Here is a 21336-nt window from a genome sequence, read left to right as displayed (position 1 = left end):
ACTGGTGGGGTTCTGTCGGAATGCTGTTATGACAGCGATTGTGGCGCTGTTGAAACGCCGTTATGGTACTGCCGGAACACTGTTGGGGCACGGTGCCATACTGGGCTTTTGTGAGTAGGAGACAGAAGACCGGAACGCGCATCATCTCGTTCAGCAGTGATGCCGGATCCATGCTGGCCGGTATGGCCTTGGTGCTGGTGGGCGGCGCGATGTGGGGCTGCAATGCCACGGTATCGAAACTGCTGATGAACGATTACGGCGTCGACCCGATGTGGTTGGCATGCGTGCGCGAATTCTTCGCGGGAATATTGTTCCTTATCGCCGGCGGCGTCATGAGCCCGGCGAAACTCGCCGGCGCGGTGAAAGACGTGCGTGCCTACCCCAGATATCTCGTACTGGCGCTGTGCTGCGTGCTCATCGGCCAGGTCGCGTACCTGCAGTGCATCAGCTGGACGAACTCCGGCACCGCGACCATCCTGCAAAGCCTGAACCTGCTGGTGGTGCTCGCATGGGTATGCTTCAGAAGCCATCGCGTGCCGCGTAAACGCGAAACGATCGGCGTGACGCTCGCGTTCATCGGCACCGTGCTCATCGCCACCGGCGGCAACCTGTCCACGCTCGCCATGCCCCCGGAAGGCTTGGCATGGGGCGCGTTGAACGCCATCGCCACATCCGCGCTGTCGATCATGCCGACCGCGATGATCGCCAAATGGGGCAATTTCGTCACCAACGGCATCATGTTCCTGATTTCCGGCGTGCTGCTGTGCCCGTTCGTGAAACCGTGGGCGCATCTGCCGAAATTCGACGTGATGAGCGTTTCGCTGCTGCTGTTCACCATCGTGCTTGGCACGTTCGGCGCGTACGCCCTGTTCATGGCCGGTGTGATGCGCATCGGTTCGATCCGCGCGACCATGCTCGGCACCATCGAGCCGGTGATGGCGACGGTGACCGCAGTGCTGTTCACCGGCGTAGTGTTCGGCACGGCCGACCTGGTGGGCTTCGCGCTAATCATCATCATGGTTTTCCTCGTGCGCTGACGCACGCTGGCTGGTGATGCGCCCCGCGTCAACATGCACCCTACCAACACGCACCCTGAGTGTCCGTTTCTGGTGAATCGGACATCCGTGGGACGTTCCAGACGTTTAGAGTGTCCGATTTTCCCGAATCGGTCACGCGCAGTGCATGTGCGTACCCTTGTGTGTCCGTTTCTGGTGAATATGCCATTCACGGTGTGTGCGTGTGCCCCTGAGTGTCCTTTTCTGGAGAATCGGACACTCGTGGCGTGGGCTGGGTGCCCTGTGTGTCCGTTTCTGGTGAATATGACACTCGTGGCGCGTTTGGCCTAGTCCGGTTGTCCTTTTCTCCCGAATCGGACACTCGTGGCGTGCCCCGGGGATCTTGAGTGTCCGTTTCTCCCGAATCGGACACACATGCGTGCCCCGCGCGACCAGTGCCATCCGCATGTTCACTCTGGGTAAAACCGCGGAATGCTCGCCGCCCAAACCAGTTGAGTGAAGTGAAAGGTCAAGATCAGGAGCCCGCAAGAGGTTCCGGATACGGCAACGAACCCGGCCAACGGCGCATCCGATAACGCGCCGCGACGATACCACGGACCGGCTGCCCAACCGCATCGACTCCAATCCGAAGGAGTACCGATTATGGCAATGTTCCCGGCTTTGATGAATGACACGATGTTCTCCGACCTCTTCGACGATCCGTTCTTCGAAGGATGGCGCAACATGGAGAATTCCGGCACCCGCGAATCGAACATGTCGATGGGCATGATGAGCACGGACGTGCGTGAATCCGACAAGGGCTACACGGTCGACATCGACATGCCTGGTTTCAAGAAGGATGACATCTCCCTGGAACTGCAGAACGGCTATCTGACAGTCTCCGCTCATCGCGACAGCGCGCATGACGACAAGGATGAGGATGGCAAGTGGCTGCGTCGTGAACGTTACGTCGGCTCCTGCTCGCGCAGCTTCTACGTGGGCGAGGATGTGAAGGATTCCGACATCCACGCCTGCTACAAGGACGGCACGCTGTGCCTTGAACTGCCGAAGCCGCAGGCGCAACAGCAGGTCGAGGCGAAGCATCGCATCGCCATTGAAGGCTGATTGAAGCCGAATGGAGGCTGATCGGTCGGTAACGCCGATGCCGTTGATAATGCCACGGTCGCGTTGACGGTTCGGGCGCGGCCCATGGCAAGGCGGGGACTTCCGGTTGCGGAAGCCCCCGCCTTTTGTTTGCTCAAGGCAGGTGCGGTCGGCGAATGCGGCCAGGTAGGGAACCGTGCCGCCGTTACGCCGAGTGTCCGATTCTCCCGAATCGGACACATGTGGGAGAGTTTGCGTGCCACGAGTGTCCTTTTCTGGAGAATCGGACATCCGTGGTGCGTCTCAGGCCGTACGGTTGTCCTTTTCTCCCGAATCGGACACTCGTAGCGCCCGCCAGACCCTCTGCTACTCGGCGAACACGGAGATGCGCTCGCCCACGTGCGCGGCCTGTTCGGCCTCATCCACCACGGCGATCGCGTAATCCGCGTAGCTGATGTAGCTCTGACCAGCGGCGTTGGCGGTGAACTCCTCACCGGCGAGTCCGTACGAGCCGACGCGCTCGCCATCGGCCTGGAAGTCGGCGGCCGGACTGATGTAGGTCCACTTCACGCCATTGGATTCGCGCAGCGTCTTGAGCGCCTTGCCGTGAGCTGCAGAAACCGGCTTGTAGGCGTCCGGGAAGTCGGGAGTGTTTTCGAGCGCGATGGTGTGTTCGGCGTTCATGAACAGGCTTCCCGCGCCGCCGACCACGATGAGGCGCACGTCGGTGCCGGCAAGCACGTCGGCCAGATGTTTGGCCGCGTTCGGAATCGTCGGCAGGGTTTCCTCGGTCCACGCGCCGACGGCGTCCACGACCACGTCGAATCCGGCGAGGTCGGCGGCGGTCAGGTCGAACAGATCCTTGACTACGACGTTCGGCGCTTCGGTCTTGTTGTCGCCGCGCACCACGGCGGTCACGTCGTGCCCGCGCTTCACGGCCTCCTTGACGACGAGCTGACCTTCGCGTCCGTTCGCTGCCACAACTGCGATCTTCATGATGGTTCCTTTCGTTCGCGCCCGTTCCCGCTTGGCTGGCGACGGGCTGATACGTGTTCTGCCTGGGCGGCATCTTCCGATGTGCGCCGTTGCGATGTACGATATTTCCATACAGACCAAAATGGAAGAAGGCACAATAAAGTTCCATAGTCACCAAAAGGGAACTTTTATTGGAATCATTGATGTTCAAAGAAGGCGAATTATGACGGTGGAACGTGAGCTTCCGGCGTGTCCCGTGGAGACGACGCTGCTGATGATTTCGGACAAGTGGAAGGTGCTGATCCTGCGCGATCTGCTGAACGGCACCATGCGGTTCAGCGAGCTGCGCAGGTCGGTGGGAAACATTTCCCAGAAAGTGCTGACGGCGAATCTGAGGCAGATGGAACGCGACGGCCTGGTGCATCGCGAGGTGTACCCGGAGGTGCCGCCGCGCGTGGAGTATTCGCTGACCGAAACCGGCAGGACGCTCAAACCGGTGATTGAAACGATGAGGGATTGGGGCAACTGGTATAAGGCCGAACGTTTCGCCTGACGTGTGCGGCACGGGTGCGGCATGGGGACGGCACACGTGTTCGATTCTGGTGAAAATGCCATGCGCGCCCCGTCCTTGCTCCATGAGTGTCCTTTTCTGGAGAATCGGACATCCATGGTGCGTTTCAGGCCGTACGGTTGTCCTTTTCTCCCGAATCGGACACTTGTGGTGCGAAATGGCAATAGATGGCTGATGGAGTATGGGTTTTGGTCGGACTCAGGTGCTGCTTGGGCTGCGATGAGGGCTGATGCTGCGCACTGGAAAATGTGGAGATACGAAAAAACCGGAACCCGTAGGTTCCGGTTTTCTTTTTCGTGCGAGCGGGGGGAGTTGAACCCCCACGAGCATACACTCACTGCCACCTGAAGACAGCGCGTCTACCATTCCGCCACGCTCGCAGACAATCGACTAATTTACACCTATCGTTCCGATACTGCAATTACGGCGTGTCGCGATGGTTGCGGTGTCCGATTCACCCGAATCGGACAGTCTGGGGCATCCTGGTGATGCATGTGTGTCCTTTTCTGGAGAATCGGACACTTGGGTGAGTGGAGGATGCGCTGCGAGTGACCGATTCTGGAGAATCGGACAAATGGACATGCGAATATGCGGCTGTGAACGGGTATGAATCAGGGCAGCATCAAATCGGTGCCGCCGAGAAAACGGTAGCCGCCGTCATCCAGCAACCGGGTTTTCGCAAAATGTAAGCCCAGGAGCGTGGCCTGCACCCCGTCGATGCCGTAAATGACATGCTCCCAGATGGTTTGCCCAGAAGCATCTTCCAAGCGGACGTTCACACTCCAGGCATCCTCATCGACTTGCGGTTCGGAAACCGACAACACCCGATCTCCACCCTCGTATTGGAATTGTCGCTGCATGCTCGTCTCCCATCAAATGCGCGTATCTTCGATTGCAGGCTGCTCACTCTTTGGGCTTTGCCTCAGCCCTTGGATCCGTTCTCGTAGAAGTGCGCGAGCGTCTCGTCGCGGAACTCCTCGAAGTAGCCGCCGTCAATCGACGCGCGAATGTCGTCCAGCAGTTTCACGAAGAACCGTTCGTTGTGAATCGTGGCCAGCGTGAACCCGTTGAATTCGCGGGAACGCAGCAGGTGCGTCACGTGCGCTCGCGTGTAATGCGTGCACGTGTAGCAGTCGCAGCCTTCCTCAAGCGGACCGAAGTCGAATTTGAACTGCGCGCGCTTGATGTTGTAGCGCCCGTGACGCGTAAAGATCGCGCCGTTGCGCCCGCATCGTGCGGGAGCCACGCAGTCGAACGTGTCGCCGCCGTTCTCCACGCACGCGAAAATATCGTCCACCGCGGCGATGCCGAGTACGTGGCGCGGCCTGTTTTCAGGCATTTCATCGCAGATCCAGGCGCACGTGTCGCCGATGATGCGCTTTTCGATCGCGCCTCCGATGCCCACGCCGTCGAAGTCCAGCGAGGCGATCTGCGAGGCGGCGCGTCTGCGCAGATCCTCATAATTCGCGCCCTGCACCACGCCGTACAGCGCCTGGTACGGCTTGCCCAAGCGTTCGGCGGTCAGACGCTGGTGCTCGGCCACGCAGCGCTTCGCCCAACGGAACGTGCGCTCCACGGACTGTTCCTGGTAGCCGCGCGTGTTCATCAGCGTGGTGAGCTCGTCGAAGGCGAACATGATGTCCGCGCCGAGCTTGTGCTGGATGCCCATGGAGATTTCGGCGGAGAAGCGATGCTGGTCACCGTTGAGCGGCGATTTGAACGTTACGCCGTCCTCATCCACCCAAGCCATGCGCTCCTTGCCTTTGGCGATCACATCGTCCGATTTCATGCCGGAGATATCCATGGCGAGCGTTTTCTTGAAGCCCACGCCCAGCGACATCACCTGAAAACCGCCGGAATCGGTGAAGGTCGGGCCATCCCAGTTCATGAATTTCGCCAGTCCACCGGCCGCGTCGAGCACGTCTTCGCCGGGACGTTCGAACAGGTGGAATGCGTTGGCGAGCAGGCATTGCGCGCCCAGATCGCGCATCTGTTCGGGCAGGACGGCTTTCATGGCGGCCTGGGTACCGACCGGCACGAAGGCGGGTGTACGGATATCGCCGTGCGGGGTGTGGATGATGCCGGTACGTCCGTAGCGTGCACCGTCGCGCCCCTTGCCGTCGGCCGCGTCGGGCAGGCGGGTGATGGTTTCGAAGGAGAATGCGCTGCGGTCGCCGGGCTTGCCGGGTTCAGCGCCCAGAGGGTGTTCCACGAGATCAGTCATGCGTTTCACTTTAGGCGAATGGGCGATACATTGGCGTGGCAGTGGGTTCGGGGGTATTGCCGTCGAGCTGCGATACGGTGCGTGACGGGTTGATTTTCCAGGGTTTTCGTGATGCGGTTCCGCGTTCGGAGAATGCCGTTGCGATTGTCGTAGGATATCGGCCGAGTTTTCGAACGTGGTTTACAACAAACGTTCAGGAAACATCCAGAACAGGTATCTTTACTCTTAGGTAGCAAACGCGTTGGCGATGAAACTGCTGAAGGTCAGCAGCGGCCAATCGCATCGTCAACCTTCTAAGGAGCGAACATGGCTGAAGAGCAGAACTCCCCGAACATGCAGGATGATCCTCAGGCCACGCAGCACATCGAACCTGCGGAGCCAACGCACGACGACGCATCCGTCGCACGTACCGAACCCATCGCGCCGGTGAGAGAGCCGGAAGGCGATATCGCACAGACGAAGACTTTCGAAACCACGCAGGAACCGGCCTCCGCCGCACCGGCCGCCGCATCCGCCGAAGCGCCGGCGCAGAGCACCGAACAGCCCGCCGCGCCGGCATACGGCCAGTACCGTCCGGCTCCGGAATACGGCGCCTACGGTCCCGCACCGACCCAGCCGATCCCGTCCCAGAACGCGCCGACCCAGCCGACTCAGCAGACTCAGCCGATCCAGCAGGGTCAGCCCGTGCAGCAGAACCCGAACAACGGCAACCCCTTCGGTATGCCGAACCCGTTCGCCGCGCGTTCCAACCAGCAGCAGGGCAATCAGGGCCAGCCCAACCAGCAGATGCCGAACGGCCAGCCCACGCAGCGTTTCGGCATCTTCGGCGGCCCGGTTCCGCCGGTTCCCCCGCAGAACGGCCAGAACGGTCAGAACGGCCAGCCGAACATGCCCGGCCAGCAGCCCAACGGCAAGAAGAACAACTCCACCACGACCACCGTGCTCACCGCGGTCATCGCAGCCGCCCTGTCCGCGGCATTGTGCCTCGGCCTCGGCTATGCGGCGATCACCAGCGGCGCGGTGAAGGTGCCGACGACCAGCTCCATGGCGAACATCAACTCCAGTGAATCCGGCTCCGGCTCCGCCACCGCGAAGACCGGTGAAGCGCCCGACTGGCAGGCCGTCGCCAAGGAAGTCTCCGGTTCCGTGGTCGCCATCCAGGCCACGCTGAGCAACGGTGTGGCCAAGGGGTCCGGCGCGATCCTCGACACCGAAGGCAACATCGTCACCAACAACCACGTGATCTCCGGCGCGCAGAAGATCCTCGTCACGCTGAGCAACGGCCAGATGTACTCCGCCAACGTCGTGGGCACCGACACCACCACCGATCTGGCGGTCATCAAGCTGGAGAACCCGCCGAGCGACCTGAAGGCCGTGAAGTTCGCCAACTCCGACAAGCTCGCCGTGGGCGAGAACGTGATGGCGGTCGGCAACCCGCTGGGCTACGACGATACGGCCACCACCGGCATCGTCTCCGCGCTGAACCGCCCCGTCACCGTGATGGACGACGATAACAACAACATCGTCACCAACGCCGTGCAGATCGACGCGGCCATCAACCCCGGCAACTCCGGCGGCCCGACCTTCAACGCGGCCGGCGAAGTGATCGGCATCAATTCCTCCATCGCGACCGCCGGATCCTCCGACTCGTCCAGCTCCAGCTCCGGATCCATCGGCATCGGCTTCGCCATCCCGTCGAACCTCGTGAAGCGTGTGGCGGATGAGATCGTCAAGGACGGTTCCGTCAAGCATGTGGCGCTCGGCGTCACCGTGAAGACCGACACGGTCGAAGCGGACGGCGTGACCCGCGCCGGCGCCCGCATCACCTCCAGCTCCACCGGCAACGCCGTGGTCAAGGGCGGCCCCGCCGATAAGGCAGGCCTCAAGTCGGGCGACACCATCGTGGCTTTCGACGGCCATGCGGTGAACAGCACGGCATCCCTGCTCGGCTTCGTCCGCGCCGCCGCCCTCGGCGACAAGGCGACGCTCACCATCGTGCGCGACGGCAAGACCATGGACGTGGACGTCACGCTCGACCAGCAGGAAGACAAGGTCAACGGTTCCAACCGCACCGAATCCAACAGCCAGAGGAACCAGAGCCAGAACGATCAGAACGATCAGAACCAGTACCAGTACCAGAACGGTGACGGTTCCGATGGCTCCGGCGACTCCGATGGTTCCAGCGGTTCCAACGGATTCCCGTTCAACCTGTGGTGAACACGCTAGCCTCGCAAGCCCGTAGCGCCCGGCCCCACCGAACCTGCGAAAGGCTTGCAGGAGAGCTGTAGAAGAGCCACGGAAGAGCCGGAAATACCGCTCGCACGCGCCCCGCACGACTTCCTCGGAAGTTGCGCGGGGCGCGTTGCGTTGGTACGCTGAAACGAACAAAACCAAAACTGAAGAACAACTGAATATGGCAATCTTTACGCCGTGTATCGGGAGCGCGCGGGCCATGTGCCGGCAATGCAGCCGATGGGTTAACAAGGCGTGACGCAAAACATTCGCGTTCGCGTACCGGTTTACCGATCGTCCCGCCGTCCGATTCGTACTGATTCGTACCGTTTCGTACCGGCTTCGGGTGATCGCATCCCAGCGAACAGCGGAACCGATGCAGCGTAAGGAGCAATGATGAAACGCATATCGTCATTCTTTACCAGACTCTTCCAGGCATGCAGACTCGTGCCGATGCTTCCCGTCACCGTCATCGCGGCCATTCCCATGGCATTGCTGTGGAACACGCGCCCGTGGAAGCATTTCTTCTGGAGCGCGAACCCCTCGCTCGGCCAGTGGATCGTGATCCTGCTGGTCGTCTACACCGTGTTCGATTCGCTGAAAGGCATGATCGAAGACATCCGCAAAGGCTACGTCGGCGTCGACGTGCTGGTGATCGTCGCGATCCTGTCGACCATCGCGGTGCACGAATATCTCGCTGGTTGGGCGATCGTGCTGATGGTGTATTCCGGTGAGGCGATCGAAGAATACGCGCAGGATAAGGCGAAAGGCAACCTGACCGCGCTTATGGAAGCCGCCCCGGTCATCGCCCACGTGGTCAACCTCCCCGGCATCGGCTCGAACGCCGAACACGTCGGCGGAAGCGCGAAACAAGGCGATTCGGCCGGCGAATTCCGCGCGGTGAGCGAATCCGAAATCCAGAAGATCCAGTCGTCCGGATCGCATTTCGAAACCGTGCCGGTCGAAAACGTACGCATGGGCGACGTGCTCGTCGTACTGCCGGGCGAAACCGTGCCGGTGGACGGCGAACTGCTGTCCGACTCCGCCACCCTCGATCTGAGCAACATCAACGGCGAACCGGTGCCGCGCGAAGTCTTCGCCGGCGCCCGCGTGCTGTCCGGCGCCATCAACGGCTCGTCCACGCTCACCATGCGCGCCACCCAGCTGGCACGCGACTCGCAATACCAGCGCATCCTGGAACTCGTCTCCTCCGCGCAGAACTCGCGCGCCACGGTCGTGCGCGTCGCAGACCTGCTGGCCGTGCCGTTCACCGTGGTCGCGTTCCTGATCGCCGGTTTCGCATGGATCTTCTCCGGCGTGCCGATGCGTTTCGCCCAGGTGCTCGTCATCGCCACCCCCTGCCCGCTGCTCATCGCGGCACCCGTCGCCTACATCGCCGGCACCGGGCGTCTCGCCAAATCCGGCATTCTGATCAAAGCGCAGGAAGTGCTGGAAACGCTGGGCCGCGTGAATCACATCTTCTTCGACAAGACCGGTACGCTCACCGTCAAGAAGCCGCAGGTCGTGCGCGTGGACATGCGCGGCGGCGTGCAGACCGACGGCGTGACCGGCGATTCCGGCCTTGACGAGGACGTGATCCTGCTGTCCGCAGGCGTGCTTGAAACGTATTCGGTGCATATTCTCGCCCAAGGCATCGTGCAGGCCGGCAAGGGCGCGATCAAGCGCCTGTCCGAACGCTACGCCGACAACGGAAAGCACCTGCCCGGCTCTGACTGGGACGGCCACGACATCGAACACCCGGTGGTCAAGGGTGTCAGCGAAGACTCCGGCAAGGGCCTGAGCGGCATGGTCAACGGCCGTATGATCCGCGTGGGACGCTACGCGTACGTGACCGACGGCGAACACGGCGTGCCGAGCAACCCCGCCGACGTGTTCACCACGCCGCTGGCCGCCGACGAAATGGCCACGTTCGTGTCCGTCAACGGCAAGCTGGCCGCGCGCATCGTGATGAAGGACATTCCGCGCGAGAACGCGAAGGAATCGCTCGAACGCCTGCGCGCCCTCGGCGTCAAGCGCCTGTCCATGCTGACGGGCGACAAGGCCGCATCCGCCAACATCATCGCCAAGGAAGTCGGCATCGACGACGTGCGCGCCGAACTGTTCCCCGAAGACAAGCTCGCCGCCGTCAAGAACGCCTCCGCCGAGGAACCGCCCGCACAGCCGTGGTGGGATCGCGTGATCCAGCGGCTGACCGGCGAATCCGTCACCCGTTCCATCACCATGATGGTGGGCGACGGCGTGAACGACGCCCCCGTGCTCGCCTCCGCCGACATCGGCATGGCGATCACCGACGGCACGTCCACTGCCGCATCCGAATCGGCGCAGGTGGTCATCATGAACGACGACATCGCCTGCGTGCCGCGCGCGATCGCGATCTCCCGCCGTACCAAGCGCATCATGCTGCAGTCCGTGATCGGTGGTCTGTCGCTGTCGATCATCGCCATGCTGTGCGCCGCATTCAACCTGATTCCGGTGGTGGTCGGTGCGTTCCTGCAGGAGGCGATTGACGTGGTCAGCATCCTGTGGGCGCTGACCGCACTGTTCGATAAGGACTGATGGCGGGGTTTGTTTGCCGGTGCCTGTTCGTTGCGGGTACCGGCTCGCAGGTGCAGCGGGCGCTGCGGACGCTCGCTCGCAGGCGTCTGATATGAACGCGCGGGGGCGCGGCCGTTTCGATGAACGGTCGCGCCCCCGCGCGTTTGCTACGAGTTGTGCCGGTAAGTTGTGCCGGTGAGCGGTATTGATGAACCGTGCCGGGCCGTCACAAAGCGGAAGCCGGCGAAATCTCACCTGCGATGGACCTGGTCATCCAATCCGCGAAATCACGCCCCTCCACGCCCTGCGACAGCAGGAACATGATCTTCGCATACGTGGCCTCCAACGTCATATCGCCCGAACCGATCGCACCCGCACGCGCAATCGCATCACCCGTCTCATAATGACCCAGCAGCACCTCCGCCTGCTGGCACTGCGACGCGATGATCACCGGCACGCCATCACGCAGCGTATCGGCGATCACATCCGTCAGACCCGGCTCATCGCTCGGCACATTGCCCACGCCATACGCGCGCAACAACACCGCTTCCGGGCGCGGCGTCAACATCGCCTCAAGACGCGCGGCGGTGATACCGGGAGCCATGTCGATCACGGCCACATCATGCCGCTGATACGGCTTCGGATCGCGCCAACCCTCACCATTCCCATCCGGTGCATACCAGTGCCACGGCGTGCCGGTGCGGGCCAGCGGGCCGGTCGACGGCGCGGAGAAACCCTCGAACGCCCACGACGACGACTTGCTCACACGATTGCCGGAAAACAGATGATGGCCGAAGAACAGTCCGACGCCATGCATGCGATCGCTCATCGCCGCATTCAACGCACCGGTCACATTGGCCGTCGCATCCGATTCGATCTTGCCCAACGGGTGCTGGGAGCCCGTGAAAATGACCGGCTTGCCGAAACCGGTGAGCGCATACGACAGGGCGGCGCTCGAATAGCTCATCGTGTCGGTGCCATGCAGAACCACGAACGCGTCCGCATCGTCACGGTGCGCGTTAAGATCGTCGATCATGGTCTGCCAGTTTTCGGGCGTGGCGTTCGACGAGTCGATCAGCGGATCGAGCTCGGTGAACGTGAACAGGCTGCTGTCCATATGCGCGTCCTCCAGCAGACGGAACAGCCAGCCCTTGGTGTCGGCGCCCGGCACCAGGCCGTTCGGCGAATCGATCATGCCGATGGTGCCGCCGGTGTACGTGATGTGAATGCGCAAAGGTCTACCTCCTTGAAGTCCTGATTCCGCGGTTGCTGGGCTGCGGGTTGTGATTGTGTTTGTGCTGGGTTTGGTGTGTTTGTGCTTGTGTGGGTTTCGCGGGTTCGCGTGGGTTTCGCGGGTTTGGTGGTTTCGGTTTCCGATGCCCACTGTACCGCCGATTCGGACGTTCCGTTTTCCGCGGCCAGTGTTTTACGACGCCTGTTTTCGGATGTTTCGACTCGTGCGGTGTGGCGTGGCGTGGGTGTTGCCGTGGGGCGTTGCCGTGGGCGTTCGGTGATGGCTTCTCCATATCGCTACGCTTGTGGCGCCCCCAGCGTGCACAGACGGCGGAACCGTCGCCAACCAGCTACGCTGAGCGCTCGCCAGCGTAGCCGAATGCGGACCCCTCTTCATCCGTCTACGCTGAGAGGCCGCGGTGCGGGGAACCGGGAAGAGGAAAGCCGAGACGCGGCTCAAAACAGAAACGAGTGTCCGATTCGGGCGAATCGGACACTCTGGCCAGTCAGGAAGAACCGTGAGTGTCCTTTTCTGGAGAATCGGACACACGGGCTGACTGGAGTGGGCTGGAGCGGGCTGGGATGTCTTTTTCTGGAGAATCGGACAACCTGGATGGGCCGGTAGAGCTGGGAGTGACCGATTCGGGAGAATCGGACACTCACGGTGATGGGGGTGGGTCGCGAATGACCGATTCGGGAGAATCGGACACTCGTGGGGCACACCGGCCTATCCCGGACCGTCTGTACAGCTCAGTCCTGCTTGCCGGGAACTTCCGTGGTCTCCAGCACGTCGGGCACGTCGTTGCCGTTATCGTCCAGCATTTCGTCCATCAGATTGCCGTTGATGCGACCGCGCACGCAGAACCAGCCGATCACCATCGCCACCGCGATCACCGCGAACATGGCCAGCGTCCAACGTCCGGACACGCTCGTGAGATTCGACAGCACGACCACGGCGAAGAACAGCAGGGAAATGTAGTTCGTGTACGGTGCGCCCGGCATACGGTACGCCGGACGGGTCTCCTCGCCGGCCTTGACCTTCTTGAGGAACGCCAGATGCGTCACCAGAATGGCCGCCCACGTTCCGGCGATGCCGATGCCGGCCAGGTTCATGACGATTTCGAACGCGTCGGCAGGTAGTACGGCGTTCAGCGCCACGCCGATCAGACCAAGCGAGGACGTGATGATGATGCCGCCGTACGGCACATGATGCTTGTTCATGCGCGAAGCGAACTTCGGGGCGGAACCGGCCACGGCGAGCGAGCGCAGCGTGCGGCCCGTCGAATACAGGCCGGCGTTCAGCGACGAGAGCGCGGCGGTGAGCACGACGACCTGGATCACGTCGCCGGCGTGCGGAATACCGATGCCGGAGAAGAAGGTGACGAACGGGGATTCGTTGGCGGAGTAGGCGGTGTACGGCAGCACGAGGGCCATGAGCACCACGGATCCGACATAGAACACGAAGATGCGGATGATCATCGAATTGATGGCCTTGGGCAGCACTTTGGCAGCATCCTTGGCCTCACCGGCGGCAACGCCGACCATTTCGGTGCCGCCGAACGCGAACACCACGCCGAGCGTCAGCGCGAACACGGTGGTCAGACCCTTCGGGAACAGTCCGCCATGTTCGGTGATGTTGGCGATGCCGGCATGGGAGGAGCCGACCGGTGCGCCGGTCACGATGGCCCAGATGGCGATGACCATGAACGCGATGATCGTGGCGACCTTAATGGCCGCGAACCAGAATTCGGCTTCGCCGAACATTTTCACGCTCATCATATTGAGCACGAACACGACCGCCAACGCGCACAGCGCGAGCAGCCATTGCGGCACGTTCTGGAACGCCTTCCAATAGTGGAAGTACACGGCGACGGCGGTGATATCGGCCATCACGGTGACGGACCAGTCCAGGAAGAACAGCCAGCCGGTGACATACGCGCCCTTTTCGCCCAGGAATTCGCGTGCGTAGGAGACGAACGCGCCGGAGGAGGGGCGGCGGATGGCCAATTCACCCAAGGCGCGGACCATCAGGAATGCGAAAATGCCGCATACCGCGTAGGCGAAGGCCAGGCCGGCGCCGCCCAACGACAGTCGGCCGCCCGCGCCCAGGAACAGGCCCGTGCCGATCGATCCGCCGATGGCGATCATCTGAATGTGGCGCGGCTTCAGATCCTTGGCGTATCCGGAGTCGCTCTTGTCGTGTTTGACCGCGTTGTGCGGTGTGGTTTCACTCACTGTGGGATGCTCTCTTTTCTCTATACTCTGCGTTTTGCGCTATGCGCTGGTGTTTTGCGCTTTGTGCATTTCTGGTGCGGTTGTTCGCGCCCCGTTCCGCGCGGTTGGTGTGCGCGTGGTGTGCGGTGTGCGCGTGGTGTGCGCGGTCGCATGGCTGCGCACCTGCTGATCTGCGGATTTGCTGATTTGCAGGTCGGCAGGTTGACGATGCGGGAGGGCGTCAAACGTTTGCACCATAGGTATGACAGGCACATTATAGGGAAGACGTGTAACCGGGCCGATTTTCCGCCTTAGGGGAGAACCGCGGCAGCGCGGGAGCAGGGTTGGGGTTGGGCTGGGATTGCACCATGAGTGTCCGATTCGGGTGAATCGGACAGTCTGGGTGTGTGGGTTGTGCCGTGAGTGTCCTTTTCGGGAGAATCGGACACTTGGGGTGGCGGCGCAACATATGTGGCGCTCGCTTGACAGCCGGGTGCGGGTCATGCTTACTGTCACTTGTTGCCTGAGTATGCGTTGGGCGTATCGGTATGCGTCAGGGTATGTCAGGGATGGAAGTCGGAGAAGGTTCGTGGCAGCGAGGATCTGGTAGAGGAGCTGGTATGGGAGCAGGGAAACCGGGCGACGGCATGGCCGTGGCGGGGGACGGTCGGTTCGTATGGCCGTTTGGGTTGAGATGGTCGGAACGGTCCGGCCGCATCAAACAGTCCGACCGTTCTGGTCAGCCTGATCATCCAGATCAGCCCAATCACCTCAATCACCTTAATCGGCCGGCCCACGCAACCCTCGCGGTCGCAACCGGAACCGAATCCGTCAGGCCCGCAACAGGCTCCGCAACCGGTCCGACGCGAACCGAATCGTCCCGCATCGCTAAAACCGTGTCGGCGCACCCGATCCGCCGCCATTGGCGCTTCATCGTATTCGCCTTGTATCTTGCGGTGACGGCGCTCCTGATGACGTTCCACGAACCGTGGTTCGACGAAGCGCAATCCTGGCTCATCGCACGCGACGCCTCGTTCCGCGACATGCTGCTCGTGCGCCCGCATTATGAGGGGCATCCGCCGCTATGGTGGCTGATGTTGTCGATTCCCGCGAAACTCGGCGTGCCGTACGAAATCGGGCTGAAAAGCGTGCAGTTCGTGTGCGCCGCGCTCATGGCGTGGATGCTGGTGTTCCGTTCGCCGTTCCCGCCGCTCGCCGCGGGTCTTCTGCCGTTCACGTATTTCATGTGCTTCCAATACGGCGTCACGTCGCGCCCGTACGCGTTGATGTGCGCGGCCATGTTCCTGACCGCCGAATGTTGGAACAGCCGGGATGAGAAGCCGTGGCGTCTGACATTGAGCTTGATCCTGCTGTGTTGCACCAGCAGTTACGGCATTGCCCTGGCGTGCGCGATGGCGTTGGTGTGGGTTGTGCGCGTGCTGCGGGAGTCGCGGTCCGTCCGATCGCTGATCGCGCGTCCCGAGCGATTCGTCGCATGGCTGCTGCTATTGGTCGTGGGTTTTGTGCTGACCGTGAGCATCCTGCCATACCCTGATACGTTCGGCATGACTCCGGGCTCCGGCGGCAATTCGGCCATCATGCAGTTCCTGATGTTCTGGCTGATCATGCCGTCCGAAGCGTTGTTCACCTCGTTCGCCGGCGACGTTTCGCTGCACGGTCTGCGCATGGGCGTCTTCCCGATTGTGCTGTGCGTCGTGCTGTCCGCGATGGTCTGGTATGCACTCGGCAGGCTGGCGCGCCGCCGCGGCGACCTTGACATTCTGCTGCTGCCGTACGTGCTGTTCGCCCTGTGCGCGACGAAATATTTCAGCCTGCATCATCTCGGCATCCTGTTCGCGCTGTTCGTCGCCGACCTGTGGATTCTTGTTCGTGATCGGCCGATCGAGGCGGATGATGCGCCGGAATGGTTGCGTCGATTCGTGCGGGCGTGCGTCGGGCGCGTTGCGGGAAAGCGGGTCGGGAAGTCCGGCCACTCCGGCGACTACCCTGCTGCTCAACCCGCTGCTCAACCTGCCGCTCGCCCCACCCAGAGTGTCCGATTCGGCCGAATCGGACACTCGTGCCGTGCCGCGACCGCATCCGACCCTGCGCATCCCCGCGGCGCGATTGTGCGCAACTGTGTGATCATCCTCCTGCTGCTGCCGAGCCTGTGGTGGAACATCGCCGCCGGCCTGTGCGATCTGCGGTACGACTATTCGGGGTCGCGTGCCGTGGCATCGTTCGCCGAACGCAACGATTTCACGCATAACCGCTGGGTGTCGGTCTGGCGGTATTTCCCCGAAACCACGTGGTCGGACGGGAGTCACACGCCGAGGCAGGAGGATACGCATCGGTACGCGTGGGCGGCGATCGCCGCGGACCCGTATCTCGGTCGCGGAGTGTGGAGCGTGACGGAACGCGGGTCGGCGCGTGCGGCGGAACGCGGACTGTTGGACTGCACATATCGCGGTCGATCCTTTGAGCCGAATCAGGTGCCGACCGCAGCGCAGATGAACCGGGAGATCGCGGCGTGCGCGGCCAAGGGCGAGCCGGCGTTCGTGACCGGTGAGACCGATTTTCCCGAATACTATTTCGGCAGGCTCGGGTATCGGATGCGCGATTATCGCAAGATTACGATCGCGACGAAGCGCACCCCTTGGAAGAACTGGATTACGACCACCGACATCACGGCGTATGTGCGTTCCGACGTGTTCCGCACGCTGCGGTAGCGGCGGATGCCGTGTGTTATGTTCCGTGCGGCCGGTCTGATGGTTTGACTTGATGCGGCTGGCTCAGCGTAGTCATCCGACGATGCCATCTCCATCCGTCTACGCTGACGAGCCGTTAGCGTAGCCGTTTGGCGGTACCGTCGCCGTTTGCCCACGCTGACCGGTTTCTCAGCGTAGCCAGTCGGCGATACCGCCTCCATCCGCCTCCTTCCGCCCACCTTCCGCCCGGTCATTCCAAGCCGGATTGCCTCTTTTGCGTTTCGACGGTTTGCGTTAGGCTAGAGCGCGTGACTGAGACTACTGAACTTCGTATTGCTGTTATCGGCGCCGGCCCCGCAGGCGTCTATTCCTCCGACATCTTCCTGCGCCAGCTGAAGAAGCTGGGCGAGGAACTCGGCCTGGGCACCAAGGCCCGCATCGACCTGTTCGAAAAGCTGCCGGTTCCGTTCGGCCTGGTGCGCTACGGCGTGGCCCCCGATCACCCGTCCATCAAGTTCATCGCCGACGCGCTCGAAAAGACGCTCGACAACCCCGACATCCACTTGTACTGCGACGTGGAATTCGGCAAGGACGTCACCCTGGACGAGCTGCTCGCCCGCTACGACGCCGTGCTGTTCGCCACCGGTGCCGTCGAAGACAAGCCGCTCGGCCTGCCGGGCGCCGACCTCGACGGCGTGTACGGCGCCGCCAAGTTCGTCGAATGGTATGACGGTTACCCGACCGGCGCTCGCGAATGGCCGCTGGACGCCGAAAACGTGGCCGTGATCGGCGGCGGCAACGTGGCCATGGACGTGGCTCGCGAACTCATGCGCAACGCCGACGACCTCAAAGCCAAAACCGATATTCCGGACAACGTGTACGAAGGCATCAAGGCCAACAAGGCCAAGACGCTGCACCTGTTCATCCGCCGCGGCGTGGCCCAGGCCAAGTTCAGCGTGCAGGAGCTTCGCGAAATGGAGAAGCTGCCGGGCGTGCAGCTCATCATCAACGAGGACGATTTCGACCTGGATGAGGAAACCATCGAAGTCGCCGGCGAAAACAAGCTGACCCGCCAGATGGTCGAAGAGCTGTTCGCGATCCGTGAGATGGCCGAAGATATGGAAGACGACGGCGACGTCGACTTCGAAGGCAACCCCGCCGACCGCAAGTACTACGTGCACTTCAACTCCGCGCCCACCGAAGTGCTGGGCGAAGACGGCAAAGTCAAGGCGATCCGCGTCGAAAAGACCGAAACCAGCGCCGACGGCAAGATGACCCGCACCGGCGAATTCGTCGACTACCCGGTCGAAGCCGTGTACCACGCCATCGGCTACAAGCCGGCCACCGCGCCCGGCATCGCCTACGACGAAAAGCACGCCCACCTCGCCAACGCGAACGAGGACGGACGCATCACCACCGAAGCGGACGGCGGCGAAGTGCGCGAACGCCTGTACGCCACCGGTTGGGCCAAGCGCGGACCGGTCGGTCTGATCGGTTCCACCAAGTCCGACGCGCTCGCCATCGTGACCAACATGCTTGAGGATCTCGCCAAGGCCGCCGAAGGCGGTCGCGTGGCCGAGGATCGCGACCCCGAATCCATTGACCGTTTGCTGGCCGAGCGTGGCGTCAAGCCGATCGACTTCGCCGGTTGGAAGAAGGTCGACGCGTACGAGCGTGCCGAAGGCGCGAAGGAAGGCCGCGAGCATAAGAAGGTCATCGAGCCCGAGCAGATGCGCGAGCTTGCACACGCCTGATCGTGCGGTTGATCGACCATATGACGCCTGATTGCGTGATCTGATTCGAGGGGGACGAGCGGAAGTTCGTCTCCCTCTTTCGTTTGCGCTCCGACGTTATGCTTGTGCGAGCTTCCGCTCCGATTCCGCGACTTTCCGTTCCGCCCATTTCCCGGATACATCCAGTAATCATTCAGGGTGGCATTTTAGGCTGAAGCCATGAATGCCAAAATGCGTGTACACGGCCATTGCAACGGCCTGAAAACAACGCTGCTCTTCGCGTTGATGTGGGCGATCATCATGCTCATCTGGCTGTGCACCGGTGCCAGCCGCAACACCCTCGGTATCTACATCTTCATCGGACTGGCGACCACATTCGGATCGTACTGGTTCTCCGACAAACTCGCCATCGCATCCATGGGCGCGCATGAAGTCAGCGAACAGGAAGCGCCCCAGATCTATCAGATCGTGCGCGAACTTTCCGCCAAAGCCGGCAAGCCGATGCCCCGCATCTACATCGCGCCCACCGAAAGCCCCAACGCCTTCGCCACCGGACGCAACGAACGTCACGCGGCGGTCTGCTGCACGCAAGGCATCCTGCGCATCCTCAACGGACGTGAACTGCGCGGCGTGCTCGGGCACGAACTGATGCACGTCTACAATCACGACATCCTCACCTCCGCCATCGCCTCGGCCATGGCATCCGTGATCTCCTACCTGGGGTATTCGCTCATGTACTTCGGCGGCGGCGATCGCGATCGCGAAGGCTCCTCCGGGCTGATCGGCATGATCGGCGTGATTCTCACCTCCATCCTTGCACCCATCGGAGCGTCGCTGGTGCAGCTGGCCATTTCGCGCACCCGCGAATACGACGCGGACGAAGACGGCAGCAGACTCACCGGGGACCCCGAGGCGCTCGCCTCCGCGCTGAACAAGATCTCCATGGGTGTGGAATCCACGCCGATGCAGGCTACGGCGGGCAACCAGTCGGTGGCGGCCATGATGATCGCCAATCCGTTCAAATCCGGCGGTTTCTCCCGCCTGTTCTCCACGCATCCGCCGACCGCCGACCGTATCGCGCGGCTGATGCAGATGTCGCAGGAGATGCGCGGCGCACAGATCGGCGGCGACGGGTGGCAGCGGACGCAGGTTCCGGCGTACTACTGATTGCTTGGTCGGCGGTTGGTGATTGGTGATTGGCGACAGGCGCGACGGGCGTGGTGACTGGCGGTTGGTGCCGTCGGATGCGCCAGTTGACGACGCGCGAAGGCTCCAGCTGCTTCAAGCCGGTTCAAGCCGGTTCGGACATGAGATTCATCTTTCGGGCGATGAGTCGCGTGGCATCCGTTTTGATGCTAGACTGACCACTTGTGCGCCAAAAGCGCCACCTGCGGATGTAGTTCATCGGTAGAACGACAGCTTCCCAAGCTGTAGAGGCGGGTTCGACTCCCGTCATCCGCTCCGGCAAGCTCCGAACCCCACGGTTCGGAGCTTTTCTTATACTCCAGGCTGTGTCTTGCTCTTCGCATATCCAGACATGAGTGGCAGAATCATCATGCAGCTCCAATGCCCCGCATCGCCGTGGATCTCGACCCGGCCTCCACGCGCCTCCACGCTGACACGGAGATGATCAATGCCGAAGCCCATGCCCAGACATTCGCAATCATCGTGCGCCGCATCTCTTTCGTTCCCGTCCCGTCGGGGAACGTCGGCGCAGGAGATGCATACCTCATCGATACTGACGGCGACGGCGAGGACATAGCCGGCAGCGGGTTCGGCATGTTTCATGATGTTCGCGAACATTTCCTGAATCACCGCGCGGATCAATCCTCCCAGCGCCGCATCTGCATGGTCCAGGATTCCACGAGAATCAGTCACCACCGTTTCACCGGTCATGCCGAGTGTCGCCGCATCCCGCTGGTATCGCTCGACCAGATACCGCACGGAATCTGTCCGATGCCTCGTCGGCATTGCCTCGGCACCTTCCTTGGAACTGGCATATGGCAGACTTCCACGCGGGGAATCATCGCACATCTCGGCCGTGCCGATGGAACCGTCGCGGAGCATCGCGATGACATCGTGGGTCTGCTTGAGTGCACGCCCAGCCGTAGCGCGCATCCGACGTAGAGTATCGGACGTCTGCGCTCCGAGCTCCGGCATCTGCAAAAAATGATCGATATCCATGATGAGATACGACAATTCGTTGGTTGTCGAATCGTGCAACCTGGCAGCCATGGCCATGGCCTCGGCGCGACGGCTGGCCTCTTCGGCACGCCGCCGCCGGATATGCCACCATCTGAGCAGCACTCCCGCCATCACGGGTATGACGAACGGCATCACCAACCACGGCGTCGCAGTCAGCACCCGCCACCACATCGGTCGATTAGTGAACGCGCCTTGAACGCGCAGCTGCACAATTCGCGACACCATAGCGGCGGCCATCAACGTGACACCCCATGCCGTACGCCGGTACGACAGCACGATTAACGGCAGCACAATTACCACGCTCAGGGACATCGACAGGCTTATCGGCATGGGGAATGCCACGCACCATGCAACGCCTAGCAGCACGCTGCCTGCTACCGGACAGGCGATGTTCACTGCCATCACGGTCAACAGCACTGCTTCGATGACGGGCGTATGCCAGTCGGGCACCGGTGCGGCGAACAGCTCGATTGCCGAATCGATGGCCGTCAACAGCGTGCAGACAAGCATGACGACGCGCAGATTCCCGTCATCTGCAGATTCACTCCCACGCCCGTCCGCCGGGAGGTTCTTCCAATCGTTCACG

14 protein-coding genes and 2 tRNA genes are annotated in these 21336 nt (G+C 62.0%); 9 read left to right on the top strand and 7 right to left on the bottom strand.

All coding sequences use genetic code 11. The features are described 5' to 3' along the window. Window positions 1–170: 170 nt before the first annotated feature. Window positions 171–1037, top strand: a complete 867-nt coding sequence (locus KIH75_RS03325; protein ID WP_236028010.1) for a DMT family transporter — start codon at window positions 171–173, stop codon at window positions 1035–1037. A gap of 621 nt (window positions 1038–1658) precedes the next feature. After that, window positions 1659–2120, top strand: a complete 462-nt coding sequence (locus KIH75_RS03320; protein ID WP_219055383.1) for an Hsp20/alpha crystallin family protein — start codon at window positions 1659–1661, stop codon at window positions 2118–2120. A gap of 345 nt (window positions 2121–2465) precedes the next feature. Here the strand turns inward: KIH75_RS03320 and KIH75_RS03315 are convergent, their stop codons facing one another. Then, complete coding sequence (locus KIH75_RS03315) at window positions 2466–3095, bottom strand: SDR family oxidoreductase (RefSeq protein WP_219055382.1); 630 nt, start codon at window positions 3093–3095, stop codon at window positions 2466–2468. A gap of 202 nt (window positions 3096–3297) precedes the next feature. Here KIH75_RS03315 and KIH75_RS03310 point away from each other — a divergent pair, with 202 nt between their 5' ends. Continuing rightward, window positions 3298–3627, top strand: a complete 330-nt coding sequence (locus tag KIH75_RS03310) for a winged helix-turn-helix transcriptional regulator (protein WP_219055381.1) — start codon at window positions 3298–3300, stop codon at window positions 3625–3627. Window positions 3628–3942: 315 nt separating this feature from the next. On the opposite strand, the gene KIH75_RS03305 is transcribed toward KIH75_RS03310, so the two are convergent. The 3 genes from KIH75_RS03305 to tgt all read right to left on the bottom strand — a co-directional run bounded on the left by KIH75_RS03305 (window position 3943) and on the right by tgt (window position 5869). After that, window positions 3943–4025 (bottom strand) — tRNA-Leu (locus tag KIH75_RS03305). A 231-nt stretch (window positions 4026–4256) separates the two neighbouring features. Then, window positions 4257–4505 carry a hypothetical protein gene (locus KIH75_RS03300; RefSeq protein WP_219055380.1) on the bottom strand — a complete coding sequence of 83 codons (249 nt, stop codon included), beginning with the start codon at window positions 4503–4505 and terminating at the stop codon, window positions 4257–4259. 62 nt (window positions 4506–4567) lie between these two features. Further along, the gene (gene tgt, locus KIH75_RS03295) at window positions 4568–5869 is read right to left on the bottom strand and encodes a tRNA guanosine(34) transglycosylase Tgt (RefSeq protein ID WP_219055379.1); all 1302 of its coding nucleotides are present in this window, start codon (window positions 5867–5869) and stop codon (window positions 4568–4570) included. Between the two features lie 306 nt (window positions 5870–6175). On the opposite strand from tgt, the gene KIH75_RS03290 reads away from it, so the two are divergent. Both KIH75_RS03290 and KIH75_RS03285 read left to right on the top strand, forming a co-directional pair. Further along, window positions 6176–8086, top strand: a complete 1911-nt coding sequence (locus KIH75_RS03290) for a S1C family serine protease (protein WP_219055378.1) — start codon at window positions 6176–6178, stop codon at window positions 8084–8086. 411 nt (window positions 8087–8497) lie between these two features. Then, the gene (locus KIH75_RS03285) at window positions 8498–10678 is read left to right on the top strand and encodes a heavy metal translocating P-type ATPase (protein WP_219055395.1); all 2181 of its coding nucleotides are present in this window, start codon (window positions 8498–8500) and stop codon (window positions 10676–10678) included. 205 nt (window positions 10679–10883) lie between these two features. Here the strand turns inward: KIH75_RS03285 and KIH75_RS03280 are convergent, their stop codons facing one another. After that, on the bottom strand, window positions 10884–11891 hold the full coding sequence (locus KIH75_RS03280) for an asparaginase (RefSeq protein WP_219055377.1): 1008 nt from the start codon (window positions 11889–11891) through the stop codon (window positions 10884–10886). Between the two features lie 749 nt (window positions 11892–12640). Then, window positions 12641–14125, bottom strand: coding sequence for an amino acid permease (locus tag KIH75_RS03275; RefSeq protein ID WP_219055376.1), 1485 nt, complete (start codon window positions 14123–14125; stop codon window positions 12641–12643). A 950-nt stretch (window positions 14126–15075) separates the two neighbouring features. Between KIH75_RS03275 and KIH75_RS10075 the strand changes: the two genes are divergently transcribed. The 4 genes from KIH75_RS10075 (at window position 15076) to KIH75_RS03250 (ending at window position 20006) form a co-directional block, all read left to right on the top strand. Further along, window positions 15076–16833, top strand: coding sequence for an ABC transporter permease (locus KIH75_RS10075; RefSeq protein WP_236028004.1), 1758 nt, complete (start codon window positions 15076–15078; stop codon window positions 16831–16833). 287 nt (window positions 16834–17120) lie between these two features. Next, window positions 17121–18566: an FAD-dependent oxidoreductase gene (locus tag KIH75_RS03260; protein WP_219055375.1), complete on the top strand. Its 1446-nt coding sequence runs from the start codon at window positions 17121–17123 to the stop codon at window positions 18564–18566. Window positions 18567–18764: 198 nt separating this feature from the next. Further along, on the top strand, window positions 18765–19712 hold the full coding sequence (htpX, locus tag KIH75_RS03255; protein ID WP_219055374.1) for a zinc metalloprotease HtpX: 948 nt from the start codon (window positions 18765–18767) through the stop codon (window positions 19710–19712). Between the two features lie 223 nt (window positions 19713–19935). Beyond that, window positions 19936–20006 (top strand) — tRNA-Gly (locus KIH75_RS03250). Window positions 20007–20042: 36 nt separating this feature from the next. Here the strand turns inward: KIH75_RS03250 and KIH75_RS03245 are convergent. Then, window positions 20043–21335 (bottom strand): sensor histidine kinase, encoded by a 1293-nt coding sequence (locus tag KIH75_RS03245; protein ID WP_219055373.1) that lies wholly within the window; start codon window positions 21333–21335, stop codon window positions 20043–20045. Window position 21336 lies beyond the last annotated feature (1 nt).

The organism is Bifidobacterium pongonis (genome assembly GCF_019331805.1).
Lineage (GTDB): Bacteria > Actinomycetota > Actinomycetes > Actinomycetales > Bifidobacteriaceae > Bifidobacterium > Bifidobacterium pongonis.
Note: the sequence above shows the minus strand (reverse complement) of the source record. Positions and strands in the feature narration are given on the sequence as shown.